A 16304-nucleotide genomic window follows, 5' to 3' on the forward strand; every position below is an offset into this window, starting at 1 on the left:
GCGCACTTGCGATCGTCAGGCGATGCGCGGATGCGCCTTCTGGTGCCAGGCCCAGGCCGAGCGGATGATATGGCCGAGGTCGGAGCGGCGAGCTTTGAATCCGAGCTGCCGTTCGGCCTGGGAGGGATCGGCGACCAGGATGGCGGGATCACCGGCGCGGCGCTCGCGATAGACCAGCGGCACGGACTCGCCGGTCTCGTTGCGGATCGCATCCACGATCTCGCGCACCGAATAGCCGGTGCCGGTGCCGAGATTGAAAGCGCCGCCTGGATCGTCCTGAAGCAGCCGCTCGATGGCGGCGATATGCGCCGCGGCGAGATCGTCGACGTGGATGTAATCGCGCACTGCCGTGCCGTCCGGCGTATCATAGTCGGTGCCGAAGATCGCGAAATCATGCACGTGGCCCAGGATCGCCATCAGCGCGCGCGGGATCAGATGCGTCTCGGGATCGCGCAATTCGCCGATCAGGCCCGACGCATCGGCCCCGCAGGCGTTGAAATAGCGCAGGCTGATCGCGTTGAAGCCATAGGCAGCACGATAATCGGCGAGGATCTGCTCGATCATGTATTTCGAGCGGCCGTAAGGATTGACGGTCGGCCCCGCCGCGCTTTCCGGGATCGGCTCGCGGCCCGCATTACCGTAGACGGCTCCCGTCGATGAGAACACCAGGCGGTTACAGCCGGCCTCACGCATGCCCTGCAGCAGACCGAGCGTACCGGCAACATTGTTAACGTAATATTTTTGCGGATGGGCCAGCGACTCGCCGACGGCACTCGACGCCGCGAAATGCATCACTGCCTGGACATCGTATTGACGGATGGTCGAAGCGACCTTGGCGCTGTCGCCGACGTCGCCGAACACCAGCGGTCCCCAGCGAACGAAGCTGCGATGGCCCGAGGTCAGATCGTCGTAGCACACGGGCAGAAACCCGGCCTCTGCGACCGCCTTGCTGCAATGAGATCCGATATAGCCGGCGCCACCAGCAATCAGGATCGCGCCCCTATTCCGCATCAGTACGCATTCCTCTGTTCAATCGCTTTAACCGGCCTGCCGACGGTGCCGGTCGCAGCCAAATAAATCCCGACGATAAGCCATTCTCGCTGCAAGCACAAAACGGCATCTTCGATAACGTTAATCCGCGGCGGAGCGATCGCCCAAGCTGGGAGAACCACGGGGTTCCACATTCGGCGGCCCGCCGCAAGGGCTGGACTGGACGAAGCTATCGCGACAATCCTGGGGCGCCTCTGCGATCAACAGGGGTGGCCCACCGCATGGTTCTATCGTATGAGAGTCGTCATTCTCTTCCGGCTCGCGCTCGCTCTCCGATTTCGCGCCGTATCGCGGTGGCCTCGTTGGCGAAATCCGGGATCGTGACAGCCCCCGCGGAAGGGACGGAATGGAGATGCGCCGTGAGTGAGCAATCGGGCAGTGTCGTCGCGCCACAAGCCAGCCCCGCTCCCGCCGGTGTCCCCCGCACGACGAGCGCTCCAACTGGCGGTGCGCTGGCGCGGCTCGCGATTCCGCTGTTCGCCGTCGTGGTCGCGCTCGCATTCGTGGGCCTCGCCACGCTGCGCTGGGATGCCTGGGTCGGCAACGCCGCGATCCAGACCACCAACGATGCCTATGTCCGGGCCGAGCTGACGAAACTCTCCAGCCGCGTCGCCGGCGAAGTGCTCAAGGTGGCGGTCAGCGATTTTCAACGCGTCAAGACAGGTGACCTGCTGGTGCAGATCGATCCCGCCGATTACGAGGCGCAGGTTGCGCAGGCCGAGGCGACGGTCGAAGCCGCGCAGGCCGCGCTCGACAATCTGAGCAACCAGATCGAGCTGCAATATGCGACGATCGCGCAGGCCGAGGCGCAGCAGGTCTCGGCGACCGCAGCCGAAGTCGAAGCCCAGCAGGAACAGCAGCGGCAACAGTCGCTGTCGCAGAGCGAGGCCGGCACGAAGCAGAGGCTGGAACAGGCGACCGCGGCCTATGCCAAGGCGCAGGCCGACGTGCGCGCGAGCCGCGCGGTGATCGCCGCGCAACGCCACCAGCTCGACGTCTTGACCGGCACCAAGAAGCAGCGCGGCGCCGACCTCGCCGGCGCCAAGGCCGCACTCGCGGCCGCGAAGCTGAAGCTCGGCTATACCCGGATCACCGCGCCGTTCGACGGCGTCGTGGGCGAGCGGCAGGTACAGCCCGGCGACTACGTCAACATCGGCAGCAATCTCATCGCGGTGGTGCCGCTGCCGCACGTATATGTGGTCGCCAACTACAAGGAAACGCAGCTGACGCATGTCACGCCGGGCCAGCCTGTCGACATCTCGGTCGACACCTTCCCCGGCCAGCGCTTGCACGGCCGCGTCGAGCGGATCGCACCGGCGTCCGGCTCGCAATTCGCGCTGCTGCCGCCCGACAACGCCACCGGCAATTTCACCAAGGTGGTGCAGCGGATCCCGGTGCGCATCCAGCTCGACGACGACCAGCCGCTGCTGGCACGGCTGTTGCCGGGCATGTCGGTGGTGACCCATATTCACACCGATCGCACCGATGGCGGACGCTAGCGCCGCAAATCGCGGGCCGGTCTCGCGCGGCGAGGTCGCGCGCTATCCGCTGTTTGCCGTGGTCGCCGTGCTGCTCGGCGCGTTTCTCGCCAATTTCGACAGCCGGCTCACCTCGGTCGGCCTGCCGGACCTGCGCGGCGCGTTCTCGCTCGGCTTCGATGAAGGGGCGTGGCTTTCCACCGCCGGGATCGGCTCGCAGATCTTCATCGCGCCCGCGGTCGCCTGGCTTGCAACGGCGTTCGGACTGCGGCGGGTGCTCGGCATTCCGAGCCTGATCTATGCGCTGACCTCGCTCGTGATTCCATTCGTGCACCACTATCCGACGCTGATCGCGCTGAGCATCGTGCACGGCATGCTGCTCGGCACCTTCGTGCCGGCGACCTTGATGATCATCTTCCGCAACCTGCCGATCCGCTGGTGGCTGCCGGCGATCTCGCTCTATTCCATCCGCGTCGGCTTCGCGCTGGATTCGTCGACCTCGCTGGTCGGCTTCTATGTCGAGCATCTCGGCTGGCAATGGCTGTACTGGCAGGGCGTCGTGCTCGCACCGCTGATGGGACTGATGGTCTATCTCGGCACGCCGGCCGAGCCGGTCAATCGCGAGCTGTTGAAGGACGCCGACTGGGGCGGCATGCTGTTGCTCGGGACTTCGGTTGCGATGATCTATGCCGGCCTCGACCAGGGCAACCGGCTCGATTGGCTGCAATCCGGCACGGTGATGGCGCTGCTGCTCGGCGGCGCCGCGCTCCTGGCCATTTTCCTCATCAACGAGGCGCTGGTCCGCCAGCCCTGGGCGCACGTGAACGTGCTGTTCTCGCGCAATATCGGGCTCTCTCTGACGGTCATCCTGCTCTACACCTTGACCAGCCTCTCCAACTCCTCGCTGGTGCCGAACTTCCTCGGCACCATCACCCAGTTGCGGCCCGAGCAGAGCGGCATGCTGCTGCTGATCTACGGCGCACTGCCGATGGTCGTGCTCGTGCCGGTCTCGATCTGGCTGCTGCGGCATCTCGATCCCCGCATCGTCGTCGTCATCGGTTTTGCGGCCTTCGCCAGCGCGAACCTGCTCGGCACCCAGGTGACGCATGATTGGGCGCGCGAGGACTTCGTCCCGATCGTGCTGCTGCAGTCGATCGGCCAGGCCTTCACGCTGCTGCCGATCATCATCGTGGCGCTGGCCAATTCCGATCCCTCGCGCGCGACGGCGTTCGCGGCCTATATCCAGATCATGCGGCTCGGCGGCGCCGAGATCGGCGTCGCCTTGATGGGCACCTGGCTGCGCGTGCGCGAGCAGGTGCACTCCGCCTATCTCGGGCTCAATATCCAAAGCGGGGATGCCGACGTGGTGCGGGTGCTGCAGCGGCTCATCAGCTATTTTTCCAGCCGCGGCGCCGGAGAGGCCCAGGGCCGCGCGATCGGCACCCTCGCGGGCCAGGTGCAGCGCGAAGCCAACGTGCTCGCTTATATCGACGGCTTCTGGCTGTGCTTCTGGCTTGCGATCACCGCGCTCGGCTTCATCGCCCTGATCACGCGTGCACCGCAGGGGCCGTTCTCACCGACACCGTTCAAGCTGATAGGTCGGCCGACGCGGCAGATCGAAGTCCCCCGGTCCTGAGCCGGCGCTCTTACATATGATGACCTTGTGTTGCAGACCTGCGACACCGGGACCCGGGCGCATCCAACGTTTCCGCCGCGCCGACGCTTGGACGATCGACATCATCCAAGCGTCCCCTCCCCTCATGCAGCTTTCAGATAGGTGGAATCAGCAATCGCGACTACGCTGTCGCAGGACCTTCACCCGAGTTTTTTACGGTTGGCGCCGTTTGCAGGGGTGGGTGACTGCAATAACGAAGGGGAAAACCATGAGGATACGGACGGCAACGATGGTCGCCGTGGCGGGGCTGCTGGCGGCCTCGTCGGCGCGTGCGGCCGAGGGCACAGATGCCGAGATCGCGCTGTTGAAGCAGCAGCTCAAGATGCTCGAGCAGAAGCTCGACAGATTGCAGAAGCAGACGACGGCCAATACGCAGGCCGCGGCGACAGCCAACGCCAAGGCAGACATGGCGAAGGCCGACGTCAAGACCGCGGTCGCCAACGCCAATGCGGCCATCCCGACCAAGGGACCGCTCGTGGCGTCGGGCGTCGTCGTGACGATGCCGAACAATCGGCCGACGATCTGCACCGCGGACGAGCAGAACTGCATCTCGCTGACCAGCCGCCTGCATTGGGATGTCGGTGGCTACAATTATCGTCCGAACAGCGCGGCGACGTCGCCGCAGAAACTGGACAGCGGCGAGAATGTGCGCCGCGCCCGCATCGGTGTGTTAGGCAAGTTCCTGGGCGATTGGAATTATGCGTTGATCTACGACTTTGGCGGCTCATCGGACGGCTTCGGCGGCACGGCGCCCGGCTCGCTGCCCGGCGGCGGCGTCGCGGGGGTCGAGAACGCTTATCTGAGCTACACCGGCCTCAAGCCGTTCGGCGGCAAGATGGCGATCGAGGGCGGCATCATGGACCTGCCCTGGACGCTCGATGAGGCCACGAGCTCGAACGACATCCTGTTCATGGAGCGCGCCTCGGCAGGCGTCGTCGCCACCAACATCGCTGCCGGCGACTTCCGCTCGGCTTTCGGCACGCGCTGGTGGAACGACACGTTCTGGGCCGGCGGCTATGTCACGGGACCGACGACCGGCGCGATCCACTCCGCCTCCAGCGTCGCGCCCGCCGGCACCAGCGAGCAATATGGCGCGGTGGCCCGCGTCGCCGGCCAGGTCGTCAGCGGTCCGGACTATTCGTTCCACCTCGGCGCCGATGCGGAATGGCTGATCCAGCCGCCGCGCAACCTCGTCACGCAGGCGCAGACGCTGACCCTAAGCGACCGTCCCGAGCTGCGCATCGATCCGACCTCGCTGGTCTCGACCGGCGCGATCGCCAACGTCTCCGGCGCCCAGGTCTACGGCGTCGAGGCGGCCGGGACGTACGGCTCGTTCTTCGCCCAGGGCGAATATTATTGGTTCAATGTCGATCGCACCGCCAACACCGGCCTGCCGCCGTTCGGCGCGTCGAGCCTGAAATTCCAGGGCGGCTATGTCGAGGCGAGCTATGTCCTGACCGGCGAAAGCCACAAGTACAATCCGGCCTCGGCCTCCTATGGCGGCATCGCGCCGGCGCATCCGTTCTCGCTGCAGGCCGGCAGCTGGGGGGCCTGGGAGATCGCCGGTCGCTTCAGCACGATCGACCTGAATGATCAGCTTGCCACCGCGGCCGGCATCGCCGGCGGACGGCAGAACGTCTACACCGCGGCGCTGAACTGGTACGTCAGCAGCAACATCCGCTTCATGTTCAACTACCTGCATGGCGACATCTCCAAACAGGCCAGCTCGACCAGCACCGTCAATGCAGGTTCGAGGTTCGATGCCTTCGCGATGCGCACGCAGGTCGCGTTCTGACCTGATCGTGCTCTGACCTGACGGCTTAAGGACTAGGGCCCGGCGCTTGCGCCGGGCTTTAACGTTTCGGAGCTGAGATCGCCTCGCCAGGCGAACGCTTCGGCTGGATATTGTATGCCGCTGCGGCAGAGCGCGAGATCTAGCCGTGAACAGACGACGCACCCGACGGCGCCAGCGATTCGGACATGCTTCGTTCCAGGCGCGTTCCAAAAGTTAAGAGCCGCGCTCGTAGCGTTTCGTTTTGAAGCATCTGACATACGCAATCGCCCATGTCTTTGGCTGCTCAACCAGAGCCCGGCGTTTGCGCCGGGCCTTAACTTTTTGAGCTCGCATCTACCGGCCACGCCGGGCTCGTTCGGCAGAACTATGGGGTACAGCGTCAGCCACGCCGACATCTAGCCGTGAACAAGTATCGTACCGCGCCTCGCCGCTGATTCGGACGCGATTCGTTCAGGCCGCGTTCGAATCGTTAACGGCGACGCGCCGGGCGTTGCGTTTTGAAACAGCTCGCTCGCCTCACGCCTTCGGCAATTCGTCCAGCGGCCATTTCGGGCGCTTGATCGTCTTGTACGGCAAGGTCGTGAGATCGCGCGCCACCACGCCCGGCGCGTCCACCGTGATCACGGCGGTTGCGATCGGTGCATAGGCGGCACGGAAATGCTGCGCCGACTTGACCACCACGAGCTTATGCGTCGCCGGATCGCAGCCGAGCTGGGTGAAGAGATCGGTTCCGAAGGCCTGGCAGCGGAAGGTCGTGATCACGACCTCGACACCGCCACAAGCGATCAGGGCGCAATCGCCGAGCTTGGCCGGCGTGCCGGCGAGACCCGTCATCACCATGTCCTGCTTCAACGCCTTGATCTCCCAGGTGGCATCGACGGGATCGCCGGACAGCGGCCCGATCTTGCCGCCGATCCGCAGCGGCAGCTTGGCGCCGACACCGGCATCGAAGGCGATGCGCACCGCGATCGGATCCCACACCGGGCCGAGGCAGACATTGTCGATCTTTCGTTCGATGATCCGCTGCAGCAGGAAAGTGGAATCGCCGGGCGCGCCGCCGCCGGGATTGTCGCTGGCGTCGGCCAGCACAATCGTGCCTTCGGTCGCGAGCGCCTGGTCCAGCGCCGCATCGACCCCGGGCATGCGCTCGGTCACGGCCTCGCGCATCGCGATCAGTTCATCGGCGAGCCGACGCGCCAGCGCCGCGGCACGTGCGCCGTCCGGATCGACAGCAGCATCGCTGTAAACGAGCACCTTGGTGCCCATGGAAGGCGTGTCGCCCCAGCCGAAGCCGTGCACGATCGAGACCGAGACGATGCCCTCCTTGCCTTCCAGCGCGCTCACGCGGTCGACGAAGCTGCGCACCGGCTCGCGCGTGGTGTGCAGGGTGACGATCATGTTGGTGTCGACCAGGGCATGCCGGAGCATCAAGCGCTTCTCGGCCAGCGCGGCGCAGAACTCCACCAACTCCTGCGCGCGCTCGAAGATGTCGGTGTGCGGATATTCCTTCCAGCAGATCAGCAGGTCGGCGCCTGCGACCATCGCCTCGCTCATATGGCAGTGCGGATCGAGCGTGCCGCCGATCACCACGTCAGGCCCGACGATCTCGCGCACCCGCGTGATCAGCTCGCCCTCGCAATCGCCATAGCCGTCGGCGATCATCGCCCCGTGCAGGCCGAGCAGCACCATGTCGACCGGCAGCGCCGCCTTGAGATCGGCCAGGATCTGGTCGCGCAGCGTCTCGAACGCCTGGCGGGTGACGACGCCGTTCGGCACCGCAGCCGCGACCAGCCCCTCGATCAGCGTCCAACCTCTGGACGGGCCGACCTGCCGCGCCGCCCACAGCGGCCCGCCGTGCATCTGCATCTTGTCGGGATGGCTGCCGGCGGGGAAATAGGCCCGCTCATGAAAGGTGGCGAGCCCGGTGGGCATCGGCGCGAACGTATTGGTCTCGGTGGCGAGAGCGGCGGAGAAGACACGCATGAAGGCTGAACCTGCTTGGTCGCGAGAGAAAACGGCGCGCATCGTCCCGGCCGGCGATGCCCGTCCCAGAGAAACCAAGCTGGTTCGGAAGCACAAGAGACCAACGCGAAGGGCGACCGCCGCCCAGCGCATGGGACGGCCCGCCTCATCATCGCGCAGCGGTCATGTGCTTCGCCGAATTAAGTCCGCTTGTCCGCCGATAGCCGCGCAGAAGCGGAGCTCGCCCGAGGTCGCAGAAGGGCCAAGAGGCGACATCTCAGGCTTGGCCTGATATGACAGAGGCCGCCAACTGACGCGGCCTAAAATATGGAAAGATCTATGGTTCATGAATTGGAAAACATTATCCCTCTGATTATGGCTGGACTCATTGTCCTATTTTTTGTTGCGTATCGCTCATATCAGTATGTCCGCGTACGGAAGCAGTTGGCTCAGCAAAACGTCGCTACTCTGGAAGTCGTGAGTCGAAATACAGAGGCACTTGAGCGCATAGCCGCTGCGTTAGAAGCAATCGCTCAAAATAGGACACTCTGAATGTCCGGGATAGGTCGACAGCAAGCGTAGGGTGGGCAAAGCGTCGCCGTGAGGCGGCGCGTGCCCACCATTGCTATTTCATGAACCAGTTGGGGGACACGGCGCCGTCGCGAGCCCGAGCAAGCGTAGGGTGGGCAAAGCGCCGCCCTGAGGCGGCGCGTGCCCACCATCGCTATTTCAAGTTCATGAACCAGTTGGTGGGCACGGCGCCATCGAGAGCTCGCGCGTGGAGACATCACGCATGCGCCTTTGCCCACCCTACGGCCGGCTAAGTTATGAATCGCTCTGACCGCATGCCGTAGCTCTGTAGCACTTCGACAGGACGGAAGCTCACCAAGTCGACCCGGTCGAGAACGCCTGCAATTGGCTCCCAATTGGAGAGGAGAGCCATGAGAGCCGGCCCCGGGTCAGGCAAGGCGGCTGACAACGTCACGTGAGGGACCCAGGCTCCAGGCCGATAATGCGCATGAACCTTAAGGTCGGGAAGTGCAGTTTGTATGGCCTGATGCCGAGCAAGCAACTCGGCGGTCACAACGGGCACAGCCCATAGAACGGCGCCGTCCCCCGGAAAAGCACCTAATCCGCTGAAGCGAACCGGAAGAGCCTCCCAATTTCGGCAGATATCTTCAAGCGCGCTGCGAAGCCTGTTAAGAGGAGCTTCATCTGGGTAGATGGCCAGGGTGATATGCGGAGCGTAGCCAAGTTGATGCCGATCGGCGTCGATTCCGTCGGCGGCAAGCTTAAGCCACAGCGCTTCGATAGGACCAGCGCTGGCGGAATCTAAGCGGAGTGTAATTGCGAACGGCATGGGCGCGATACTAACAGTGCCCACGCGCGGACAGCAACGTATTCAGCGAAGTAGGGTGGGCAAAGCGCCGCCGTGAGGCGGCACGTGCCCACCATCGCTGTTTCATGAACCAGTTGGGGGACGCGGCGCCGTCGCGAGCTCGCGCGTGGAGACATCACGCAGGCGCCTTTGCCCACGGCTGGCTAATCGTCGTCGTCGTCATCCCAATTCGAAACATTGCCGTAGCCGTGGTCGCAATTGCGGTCCCGGTAGGCCGGCGCGTAACCGGCGTGGTCATAGCCGTAGCTGTCATAAGCGGGGTGGCGATAGTAGGAGCGGTAGACCGGCGCAGGCTCATAGGCTTGCGCTTCCGACGCCAGCGCGCCACCGATGAGGGCCCCGGCAACCAGGCCGCCGATCAACGCCGCGTTGCGTCCATCATGGGCTTGAGCCGGCGCCGAGCCGGCGAACAGGGTTGCAGTCACGGCGAGCGCGGCGAGGCCGCCTGAGAGAGATGTCTTGAGCGAGACCATTGTCCCCTCCATTGAAGTTGTGGCGATGTTCTACATTCCCTGCTTTGAAGCCATGCTGAACACGCCGTTGTTCGCCGTTCATTTCCGAAGCCGACCTCGGTCGCCCGGCTTTCAGGCGCAGCGGTCGCGAGCAGGTGGACCAGACCTCGGAGCTGCCGGTGCTTCATCGGTCGCCGATTGCGCCGAGCGCCTAATTTCGTCCACGGCATCAAACGCATGCGGCGGGTCAAGACGCTGCGCGAAAAATATATCTGTTTCGTTTTTTCAGAAATCATGTTCTGATGCCGCCATCCTGCCTCACGCGGAGGGGCGTACGCGTCGTCACGATACGTAGAGGCGGGCTGCGATGGCCGTGACGGTTGCGCCAGACGAGCGCATGCCGGCACGGACGGCGAAATCGTGTGGTCCTGGCATCCCGGCGCTGATGCCAAGCTCGCCGCGTGACGCGGATGGGTGACGGGGGCAAGAGAGCCGGTCCCCGGGGAGAGCACGTATAAGCCGTAAAGCCCTTCGCGCAGGGAAGGCCGGATGATCCCGGTCGAACCTGTGGTGACTGCCGCCTGCTTTTTTTCCTGCAGGCGGGCCATGGGTGCGGCCAGCATCCGGCCTTCCCTGCGCCCTCCCGATGTCGAGGGCCGCCTCTGCCATCAACTCGGACGCGAGACGCGTCGCGAGACTGACGTCTCATGTCTAGGCCACGCCCATGAACGAGCCTTTGAACGAGCCTTGCCAGCGAACTCTCTTTCAAATTGCGCGTCGATGCCCGGCGTCAACGCGCCGACTGCTCCTCGATCGCCTTGATCGCAACGGCCGCGACCTGCGCCAGCGCCTCGCGGTCGGCGCCGGAGGAGGCCATCACGCCCATGCCGACACTGACGGCCGAGACATAGCGCGCGAGCGCCGCCGGATCCGCGGAGGGCTTCAGATCGCCCTCCTCCTTGGCCCGCGCGAACCGGTCACGCAATTGCTCTTCGGTCTGGGCACGGCGTGCCGCGAGTTCGAACGGCACGCTGGCCGAGCCGGTGCCGCAGGCAATCCCGCCCTGCACCAACAGACAGCCGGGCGGATTGGCGGGATCGGTCTGCTTCTCGGCGACCCCCATCAGCATCCGCTCCGCAACCTCGCGGGCGGTCGGCGCGCTCAGCACCTCTTCCATCCAGGCGGCCCGCCGCTCGGTGTAGCGGTCGAGCGCGGCCTTCAAGAGACCTTCCTTGCTGCCGAAGGCGGCATAGAGGCTGGGCGGGTTGATGCCCATCGCCTCGGTCAGCTGCGCGATCGTCGCCCCCTCATAGCCATGGCGCCAGAACACCTCCATCGCGTGGTCCAGCGCGACGTCGCAATCGAATGTTCGGGGTCGTCCCACAGCCATCGGCCTTCCTCTCCTGCCCTGCTCCCGGTAGCGGCAACGTCCGCCTGCTGTCCAGGGTTCGCGCTATCTTATTGTTCTTTCGAGGGCTTTCTTTGATCTCGCGCAGCTTTCCCACAAGGGGCTACCATTTTCGTAGTATCCGATACATAAGTCTCTTGCGAACTGGTTGCCAGACGCACATCTGTAGCGCGCACTACATTATTGGAGCGCGCGAATGCCTTCGTCCAAAAATCCCCCTTACGGCCGTCTCAAGCGCCTGCTCGGCACCGTCGCAGTCGCTGCCATCCTTCTTGCCGGCGCTTCGGTGGCCGGAAATCGTTACTTCAATACCTCCCCCAACGCAGCGAAGGCCGCGGCCCCTGAACAGGCCGTCCCGGTCACCATCGCGGTCGTCGAACCGCGCCAAGCCACGCTGTGGGATGAATTTTCGGGGCGGCTGGAAGCCGTCGAGCGGGTCGAGGTCCGGCCACGCGTCGCCGGCGCGATCCTGGCGACCAATTTCACCGAGGGCGCGCTGGTGAAGGCCGGCGATGTCCTGTTCAAGATCGACCCGGCACCTTACGCCGCTGAGGTGGACAAGGCGCAAGCGCAGCTCGAGGCCGCGAAGGCCCGTGCTGCTTTTGCCGCCAATGAACTGGAGCGTGGCGCCCAACTGGTCGGCAATGCCGTGGTGACCCGGCGCGACTACGACCAGCGCGACAACGGCAATCGCGAGGCCATCGCCAACGTCAAGGCGGCGGAAGCCACGCTGCAGACCGCCAGGCTCAACCTCGACTACACGCAAGTTCGCGCACCGGTGGACGGCCGCGTCGGCAAGATCGAGGTCACCGTCGGCAATCTCGTCGCCGCCGGTTCAGCCTCGCCGGTGCTGACCAGCCTGGTCTCGGTGAATCCGATCTATGCAAGCTTCGATGCCGACGAAGAGGTGGTGCTGCGTGCGTTGAACGCGATCGCGGACGCCTCCGGCAAGCGCGGCAATCTCGATCGCATCCCGGTGGAGATGACGACCTCCGGCGGCCTTTCGGCGAAAGGCCACATCCAGCTGATTGATAACCAGGTCAATGGCCAGAGCGGCACCATCCGCGTGCGCGCGGTGTTCAAGAACGAAGACGGCCGATTCATCCCGGGCCAGTTCGCCCGCGTGCGCATGGGGCAGCCACAGCAGCAGACCTTGGTGCTGCTCGACGATCGCGCCATCGGCACCGACCAGGACAAGAAGTTCGTGATGGTGGTCGGCGACGACGATCGCGCGGTGTACCGCCCGATCACGATCGGCGGCAACGTGGAGGGGCTTCGCATCGTGCAGACCGGCCTCAAGCCGGGCGATCGCGTCGTCGTCAACGGCCTGCAACGCGTGCGGCCAGGTGCGCTGTTGAAGACGCAAGTTGCGTCGATGGGCGCGCGCGATGGCGACGCCGCCTCGCCCGCCTCCAGACAACTGGCGCAGCGCTGATCATGATCGCCCGCGTCAACCAAAGCCGTCGTCCCCGCGAAGGCGGGGACCCATAACCACCGGCGCCCTTTGCAGACGACGGAAGATGACCCGAAGCCTTTTCCACCAATCGGCCATCCGCAGTATGGGTCCCGGCGTGCGCCGGGACGACAGCTTGTATGCGGATGGGTCGCGCACAATCGCTCACCCGGATTTCACATCAGGCGCTGACATCTCCCGACCACAGGTCCACCCATGAACCTCTCGAAATTCTTCATCGACCGGCCGATCTTTGCCGGCGTGCTGTCGATCCTGATCTTTCTCGCCGGGCTGATCGCGCTGTTCGCGATGCCGATCTCGGAATATCCGGACGTGGTGCCGCCCTCGGTCGTGGTGCGCGCCACCTATCCCGGCGCCAATCCGAAGGTGATCGCCGAGACGGTGGCGACGCCGATCGAGGAGCAAATCAACGGCGTCGAGAACATGCTCTATATGAGCAGCCAGGCCACCACCGACGGCGCGATGACGCTGACGGTGACCTTCCGGCTCGGCACCGATCCCGACAAGGCCCAGCAGCTGGTGCAGAACCGGGTGCAGCAGGCCGAGCCGCGCCTGCCCAACGTGGTGCGCCAGCTCGGCATCATCACCAAGAAGAGTTCGCCCGACCTCACCATGGTCGTGCATCTGAATTCGCCGAACGGCCGCTACGACATGACGTATTTGCGCAACTACGCGGTGCTCAACGTCAAGGACCGGCTGGCGCGGATCGACGGCGTCGGCGACGTGCAGCTCTACGGCGCCGGCGACTATTCGATGCGGGTCTGGGTCGATCCGCAGAAGGCTGCCGAGCACGGGCTGACCGCCAGCGACATCGTCAAGGCGATCCAGGCGCAGAACGTCGAGGCCGCGGCCGGCGTGGTCGGCGCCTCCCCCAGCGTCAAGGGCCTGGACCTGCAGCTCTCGGTGAATGCCGAGGGGCGTCTTTCGACCGAGGAGCAGTTCGGCGACATCGTCGTGAAGACCGGCGGGCGAGGCGAGGTCACGCGGCTGCGTGACGTCGCGCGTCTCGAGCTTGGCGCGTCCGAATATGGCCTGCGTTCGCTGCTCGATAACAAGCAGGCGGTGGCGATCCCGATTTTCCAGGCGCCCGGCTCCAACGCGCTGCAGATCTCGGACAATGTCCGCGCGACGATGGCCGAGATCAAGAAGAACATGCCGGAGGGGGTCGACTACCAGATCGTCTACGACCCCACCCAGTTCGTGCGCTCGTCGATCGAGGCCGTCGTGCACACGCTGTTCGAAGCGATCGTGCTAGTCGTGATCGTCGTCATCCTGTTCCTGCAGACCTGGCGCGCCTCGATCATTCCGCTGCTTGCCGTTCCGGTCTCCATCATCGGCACCTTCGCGGTGATGCATCTGTTCGGCTTCTCCATCAACGCGCTCAGCCTGTTCGGCCTCGTGCTCGCGATCGGCATCGTCGTCGACGACGCGATCGTCGTGGTGGAAAATGTCGAGCGCAACATCGAGAACGGGCTGTCGCCGCGCGACGCCACCTATCAGGCCATGCGCGAAGTGTCGGGACCGATCATCGCCATCGCGCTGGTCCTGATCGCCGTGTTCGTGCCGCTCGCCTTCATCTCCGGGCTGACCGGACAGTTCTACAAGCAGTTCGCGCTGACCATCGCGATCTCGACCGTGATCTCGGCCGTCAACTCGCTGACATTGTCGCCGGCTCTGGCCGCGCTGCTGCTCAAGGGCCATCACGATCCGAAGGACCGGCTGACGCGGTTTCTCGACGCAGTGCTGGGCTGGTTCTTCCGCGGCTTCAACCGCGCCTTCGTGAAGGCGTCCGACAATTACAGCGGCAGCGTCAGCAAGGTGATCGTCGGCAAGACCGTCGTGCTGGGGCTCTATGTGCTCCTGGTCGGCGCCACGGCCGTGCTGTTCAAGCAGGTCCCCGGCGGCTTCGTTCCGGGGCAGGACAAGCAATATCTGGTCGGCTTCGCCCGCCTGCCTGATGGCGCCACCCTGGATCGCACCGAGGAAGTCATCCGCAAGATGGGCGACATCGCGCTGACGCAGCCCGGCGTCCAGAGCTCGGTGCAGTTTCCGGGGCTGTCGATCTCCGGCTTCACCAACTCCTCGAACGCCGGCATCGTATTCTCGACCCTGAAGCCGTTCGACGAGCGCAAGGATCCGTCACTTTCGGGTCCTGCCATCGCGATGGAGCTGAACAAGAAATATTCCGGCATTCAGGATGCCTTCATCGCCATGTTCCCGCCGCCGCCGGTCAATGGCCTGGGCACGATCGGCGGCTTCAAGCTGCAGATCGAGGATCGCGCGGGGCTCGGCTATGACGCGCTGAACGACGCCACCAAGGCATTCCTCGCCGGCTTGCAGAAGGCGCCGGAAATCGCCGGGGTGTTCTCGAGCTTCCAGGTCAACGTGCCGCAGCTATTTGCCGACATCGACCGCACCAAGGCACTGCAGTTAGGCGTGCCCGTCACCGAGGTCTTCAATACGCTGCAGATCTACCTCGGCTCCTACTACGTGAACGACTTCAACAAGTTCGGCCGCACCTATTCGGTTCGCGTGCAGGCCGATGCGCCGTTCCGCGCCCGCGCCGACGACATCCGGCAGCTCAAGGTCCGCGCCGCCTCCGGCGACATGGTGCCGCTGTCCGCGCTGCTGCATGTCCGCCAGAGCGCAGGCCCTGAGCGCGCCATCCGCTACAACGGCTTCCTGTCGTCCGACATCAATGCCGCAGCCGCCCCGGGCTATTCGTCCGGCCAGGCGCAGGCCGCGGCCGAGCGTGTCGCCGCGGAAACCCTGCCCCCCGGCTTCACCTTCGAATGGACCGACCTGACCTATCAGGAGTTCATCGCCGGCAATTCCGGACTGTGGGTGTTCCCGCTCGCGATCCTCCTGGTGTTCCTGGTGCTGGCGGCTCTCTATGAGAGCCTGGCCCTGCCGCTCGCGATTCTCCTGATCGTGCCGATGGCGCTGCTCGCGGCCATGTTCGGCGTCTACATCTCGAAAGGCGACAACAACATCTTCACCCAGATCGGGCTGATCGTTCTCGTCGGTCTCTCCGCCAAGAATGCGATCCTGATCGTGGAGTTCGCGCGCGAGCTCGAATTCGCGGGCCGCACCCCGATCCGCGCCGCGATCGAGGCGAGCCGGCTGCGGCTGCGGCCGATCCTGATGACGTCGATGGCGTTCATCATGGGCGTGCTGCCGCTGGTGCTCTCGACCGGCGCAGGGTCGGAGATGCGGCGCGCGATGGGGGTGGCCGTGTTCTCCGGGATGATCGGCGTCACCGTGTTCGGCCTGTTCCTGACGCCCGTGTTCTACGTGCTGCTGCGGACCATCACCGGCATGAAGCCGCTGACCCAGCACGGCGATCACGGCACGGTCGGTCACATTCCGCAGGCGGCGGAATAAACGCCCCGAATGTGAGTTCGATCATAGAACCGCGCGGCGAAATGGAGGACGCCACCTCGATTACGCCGCGCCGACCCGGCGGCCGGACCCGCGACCGGCCGCCGGGTCATTCTCCTTGAAGGAGTTGGCAATGGAACTTTTGAATCACCTGGTCGCAGCCAATCTGATGAAGACGGCCGAAATGTTCGAACGCATCGGCCAGCATGGCGCGACGCCTCGGTTGGAGG

The 16304-nt window shown here is 64.8% G+C and carries 10 protein-coding genes; 5 read left to right on the forward strand and 5 right to left on the reverse strand.

All coding sequences use genetic code 11. The annotated features are described in order from the left end of the window. Positions 1-15: 15 nt before the first annotated feature. On the reverse strand, positions 16-1011 hold the full coding sequence (galE, locus tag QXZ85_RS16300; RefSeq protein ID WP_315769677.1) for a UDP-glucose 4-epimerase GalE: 996 nt from the start codon (positions 1009-1011) through the stop codon (positions 16-18). Positions 1012-1409: 398 nt separating this feature from the next. Between galE and QXZ85_RS16305 the strand changes: the two genes are divergently transcribed. From QXZ85_RS16305 to QXZ85_RS16315, 3 genes are all read left to right on the forward strand, one after another. Then, on the forward strand, positions 1410-2549 hold the full coding sequence (locus tag QXZ85_RS16305) for an HlyD family secretion protein (protein ID WP_315744317.1): 1140 nt from the start codon (positions 1410-1412) through the stop codon (positions 2547-2549). After that, positions 2536-4164: an MFS transporter gene (locus QXZ85_RS16310; protein ID WP_315807237.1), complete on the forward strand. Its 1629-nt coding sequence runs from the start codon at positions 2536-2538 to the stop codon at positions 4162-4164. Before QXZ85_RS16305 ends, QXZ85_RS16310 begins: the two co-directional genes overlap by 14 nt. 247 nt (positions 4165-4411) lie before the next feature. Further along, positions 4412-5998, forward strand: a complete 1587-nt coding sequence (locus tag QXZ85_RS16315) for an OprO/OprP family phosphate-selective porin (RefSeq protein WP_315744315.1) — start codon at positions 4412-4414, stop codon at positions 5996-5998. Between the two features lie 516 nt (positions 5999-6514). Here the strand turns inward: QXZ85_RS16315 and QXZ85_RS16320 are convergent. The 4 genes from QXZ85_RS16320 to QXZ85_RS16330 form a co-directional block, all read right to left on the reverse strand. Further along, positions 6515-7981 carry a M81 family metallopeptidase gene (locus QXZ85_RS16320; protein ID WP_315706571.1) on the reverse strand — a complete coding sequence of 489 codons (1467 nt, stop codon included), beginning with the start codon at positions 7979-7981 and terminating at the stop codon, positions 6515-6517. A gap of 799 nt (positions 7982-8780) precedes the next feature. Next, positions 8781-9320 (reverse strand): 2'-5' RNA ligase family protein, encoded by a 540-nt coding sequence (locus tag QXZ85_RS33785; protein ID WP_409977778.1) that lies wholly within the window; start codon positions 9318-9320, stop codon positions 8781-8783. A 182-nt stretch (positions 9321-9502) separates the two neighbouring features. Next, positions 9503-9832, reverse strand: coding sequence for a hypothetical protein (locus QXZ85_RS16325; protein ID WP_315706570.1), 330 nt, complete (start codon positions 9830-9832; stop codon positions 9503-9505). Positions 9833-10601: 769 nt separating this feature from the next. Further along, positions 10602-11201: a TetR/AcrR family transcriptional regulator gene (locus QXZ85_RS16330; RefSeq protein WP_315747602.1), complete on the reverse strand. Its 600-nt coding sequence runs from the start codon at positions 11199-11201 to the stop codon at positions 10602-10604. 214 nt (positions 11202-11415) lie between these two features. Here QXZ85_RS16330 and QXZ85_RS16335 point away from each other — a divergent pair, with 214 nt between their 5' ends. Both QXZ85_RS16335 and QXZ85_RS16340 read left to right on the forward strand, forming a co-directional pair. Continuing rightward, entirely contained in the window at positions 11416-12654 is a 1239-nt protein-coding gene (locus QXZ85_RS16335) for an efflux RND transporter periplasmic adaptor subunit (protein ID WP_315747601.1), read from the forward strand. A gap of 234 nt (positions 12655-12888) precedes the next feature. After that, positions 12889-16077 carry a multidrug efflux RND transporter permease subunit gene (locus QXZ85_RS16340; RefSeq protein WP_316174455.1) on the forward strand — a complete coding sequence of 1063 codons (3189 nt, stop codon included), beginning with the start codon at positions 12889-12891 and terminating at the stop codon, positions 16075-16077. The last annotated feature ends 227 nt before the right edge of the window (positions 16078-16304 follow it).

The sequence above is a fragment of the Bradyrhizobium sp. SZCCHNGR1005 genome (assembly GCF_032489995.1).
Taxonomy (GTDB): Bacteria; Pseudomonadota; Alphaproteobacteria; order Rhizobiales; family Xanthobacteraceae; genus Bradyrhizobium.

Coding starts and splice junctions, on each gene's coding strand:
- galE (WP_315769677.1), bottom strand. CDS start 1,011: ATGCGGAATAGGGGCGCGATCCTGATTGCTGGTGGCGCCGGCTATATC.
- QXZ85_RS16310 (WP_315807237.1), top strand. CDS start 2,536: ATGGCGGACGCTAGCGCCGCAAATCGCGGGCCGGTCTCGCGCGGCGAG.
- QXZ85_RS16315 (WP_315744315.1), top strand. CDS start 4,412: ATGAGGATACGGACGGCAACGATGGTCGCCGTGGCGGGGCTGCTGGCG.
- QXZ85_RS16320 (WP_315706571.1), bottom strand. CDS start 7,981: ATGCGTGTCTTCTCCGCCGCTCTCGCCACCGAGACCAATACGTTCGCG.
- QXZ85_RS33785 (WP_409977778.1), bottom strand. CDS start 9,320: ATGCCGTTCGCAATTACACTCCGCTTAGATTCCGCCAGCGCTGGTCCT.
- QXZ85_RS16325 (WP_315706570.1), bottom strand. CDS start 9,832: ATGGTCTCGCTCAAGACATCTCTCTCAGGCGGCCTCGCCGCGCTCGCC.
- QXZ85_RS16330 (WP_315747602.1), bottom strand. CDS start 11,201: ATGGCTGTGGGACGACCCCGAACATTCGATTGCGACGTCGCGCTGGAC.
- QXZ85_RS16335 (WP_315747601.1), top strand. CDS start 11,416: ATGCCTTCGTCCAAAAATCCCCCTTACGGCCGTCTCAAGCGCCTGCTC.
- QXZ85_RS16340 (WP_316174455.1), top strand. CDS start 12,889: ATGAACCTCTCGAAATTCTTCATCGACCGGCCGATCTTTGCCGGCGTG.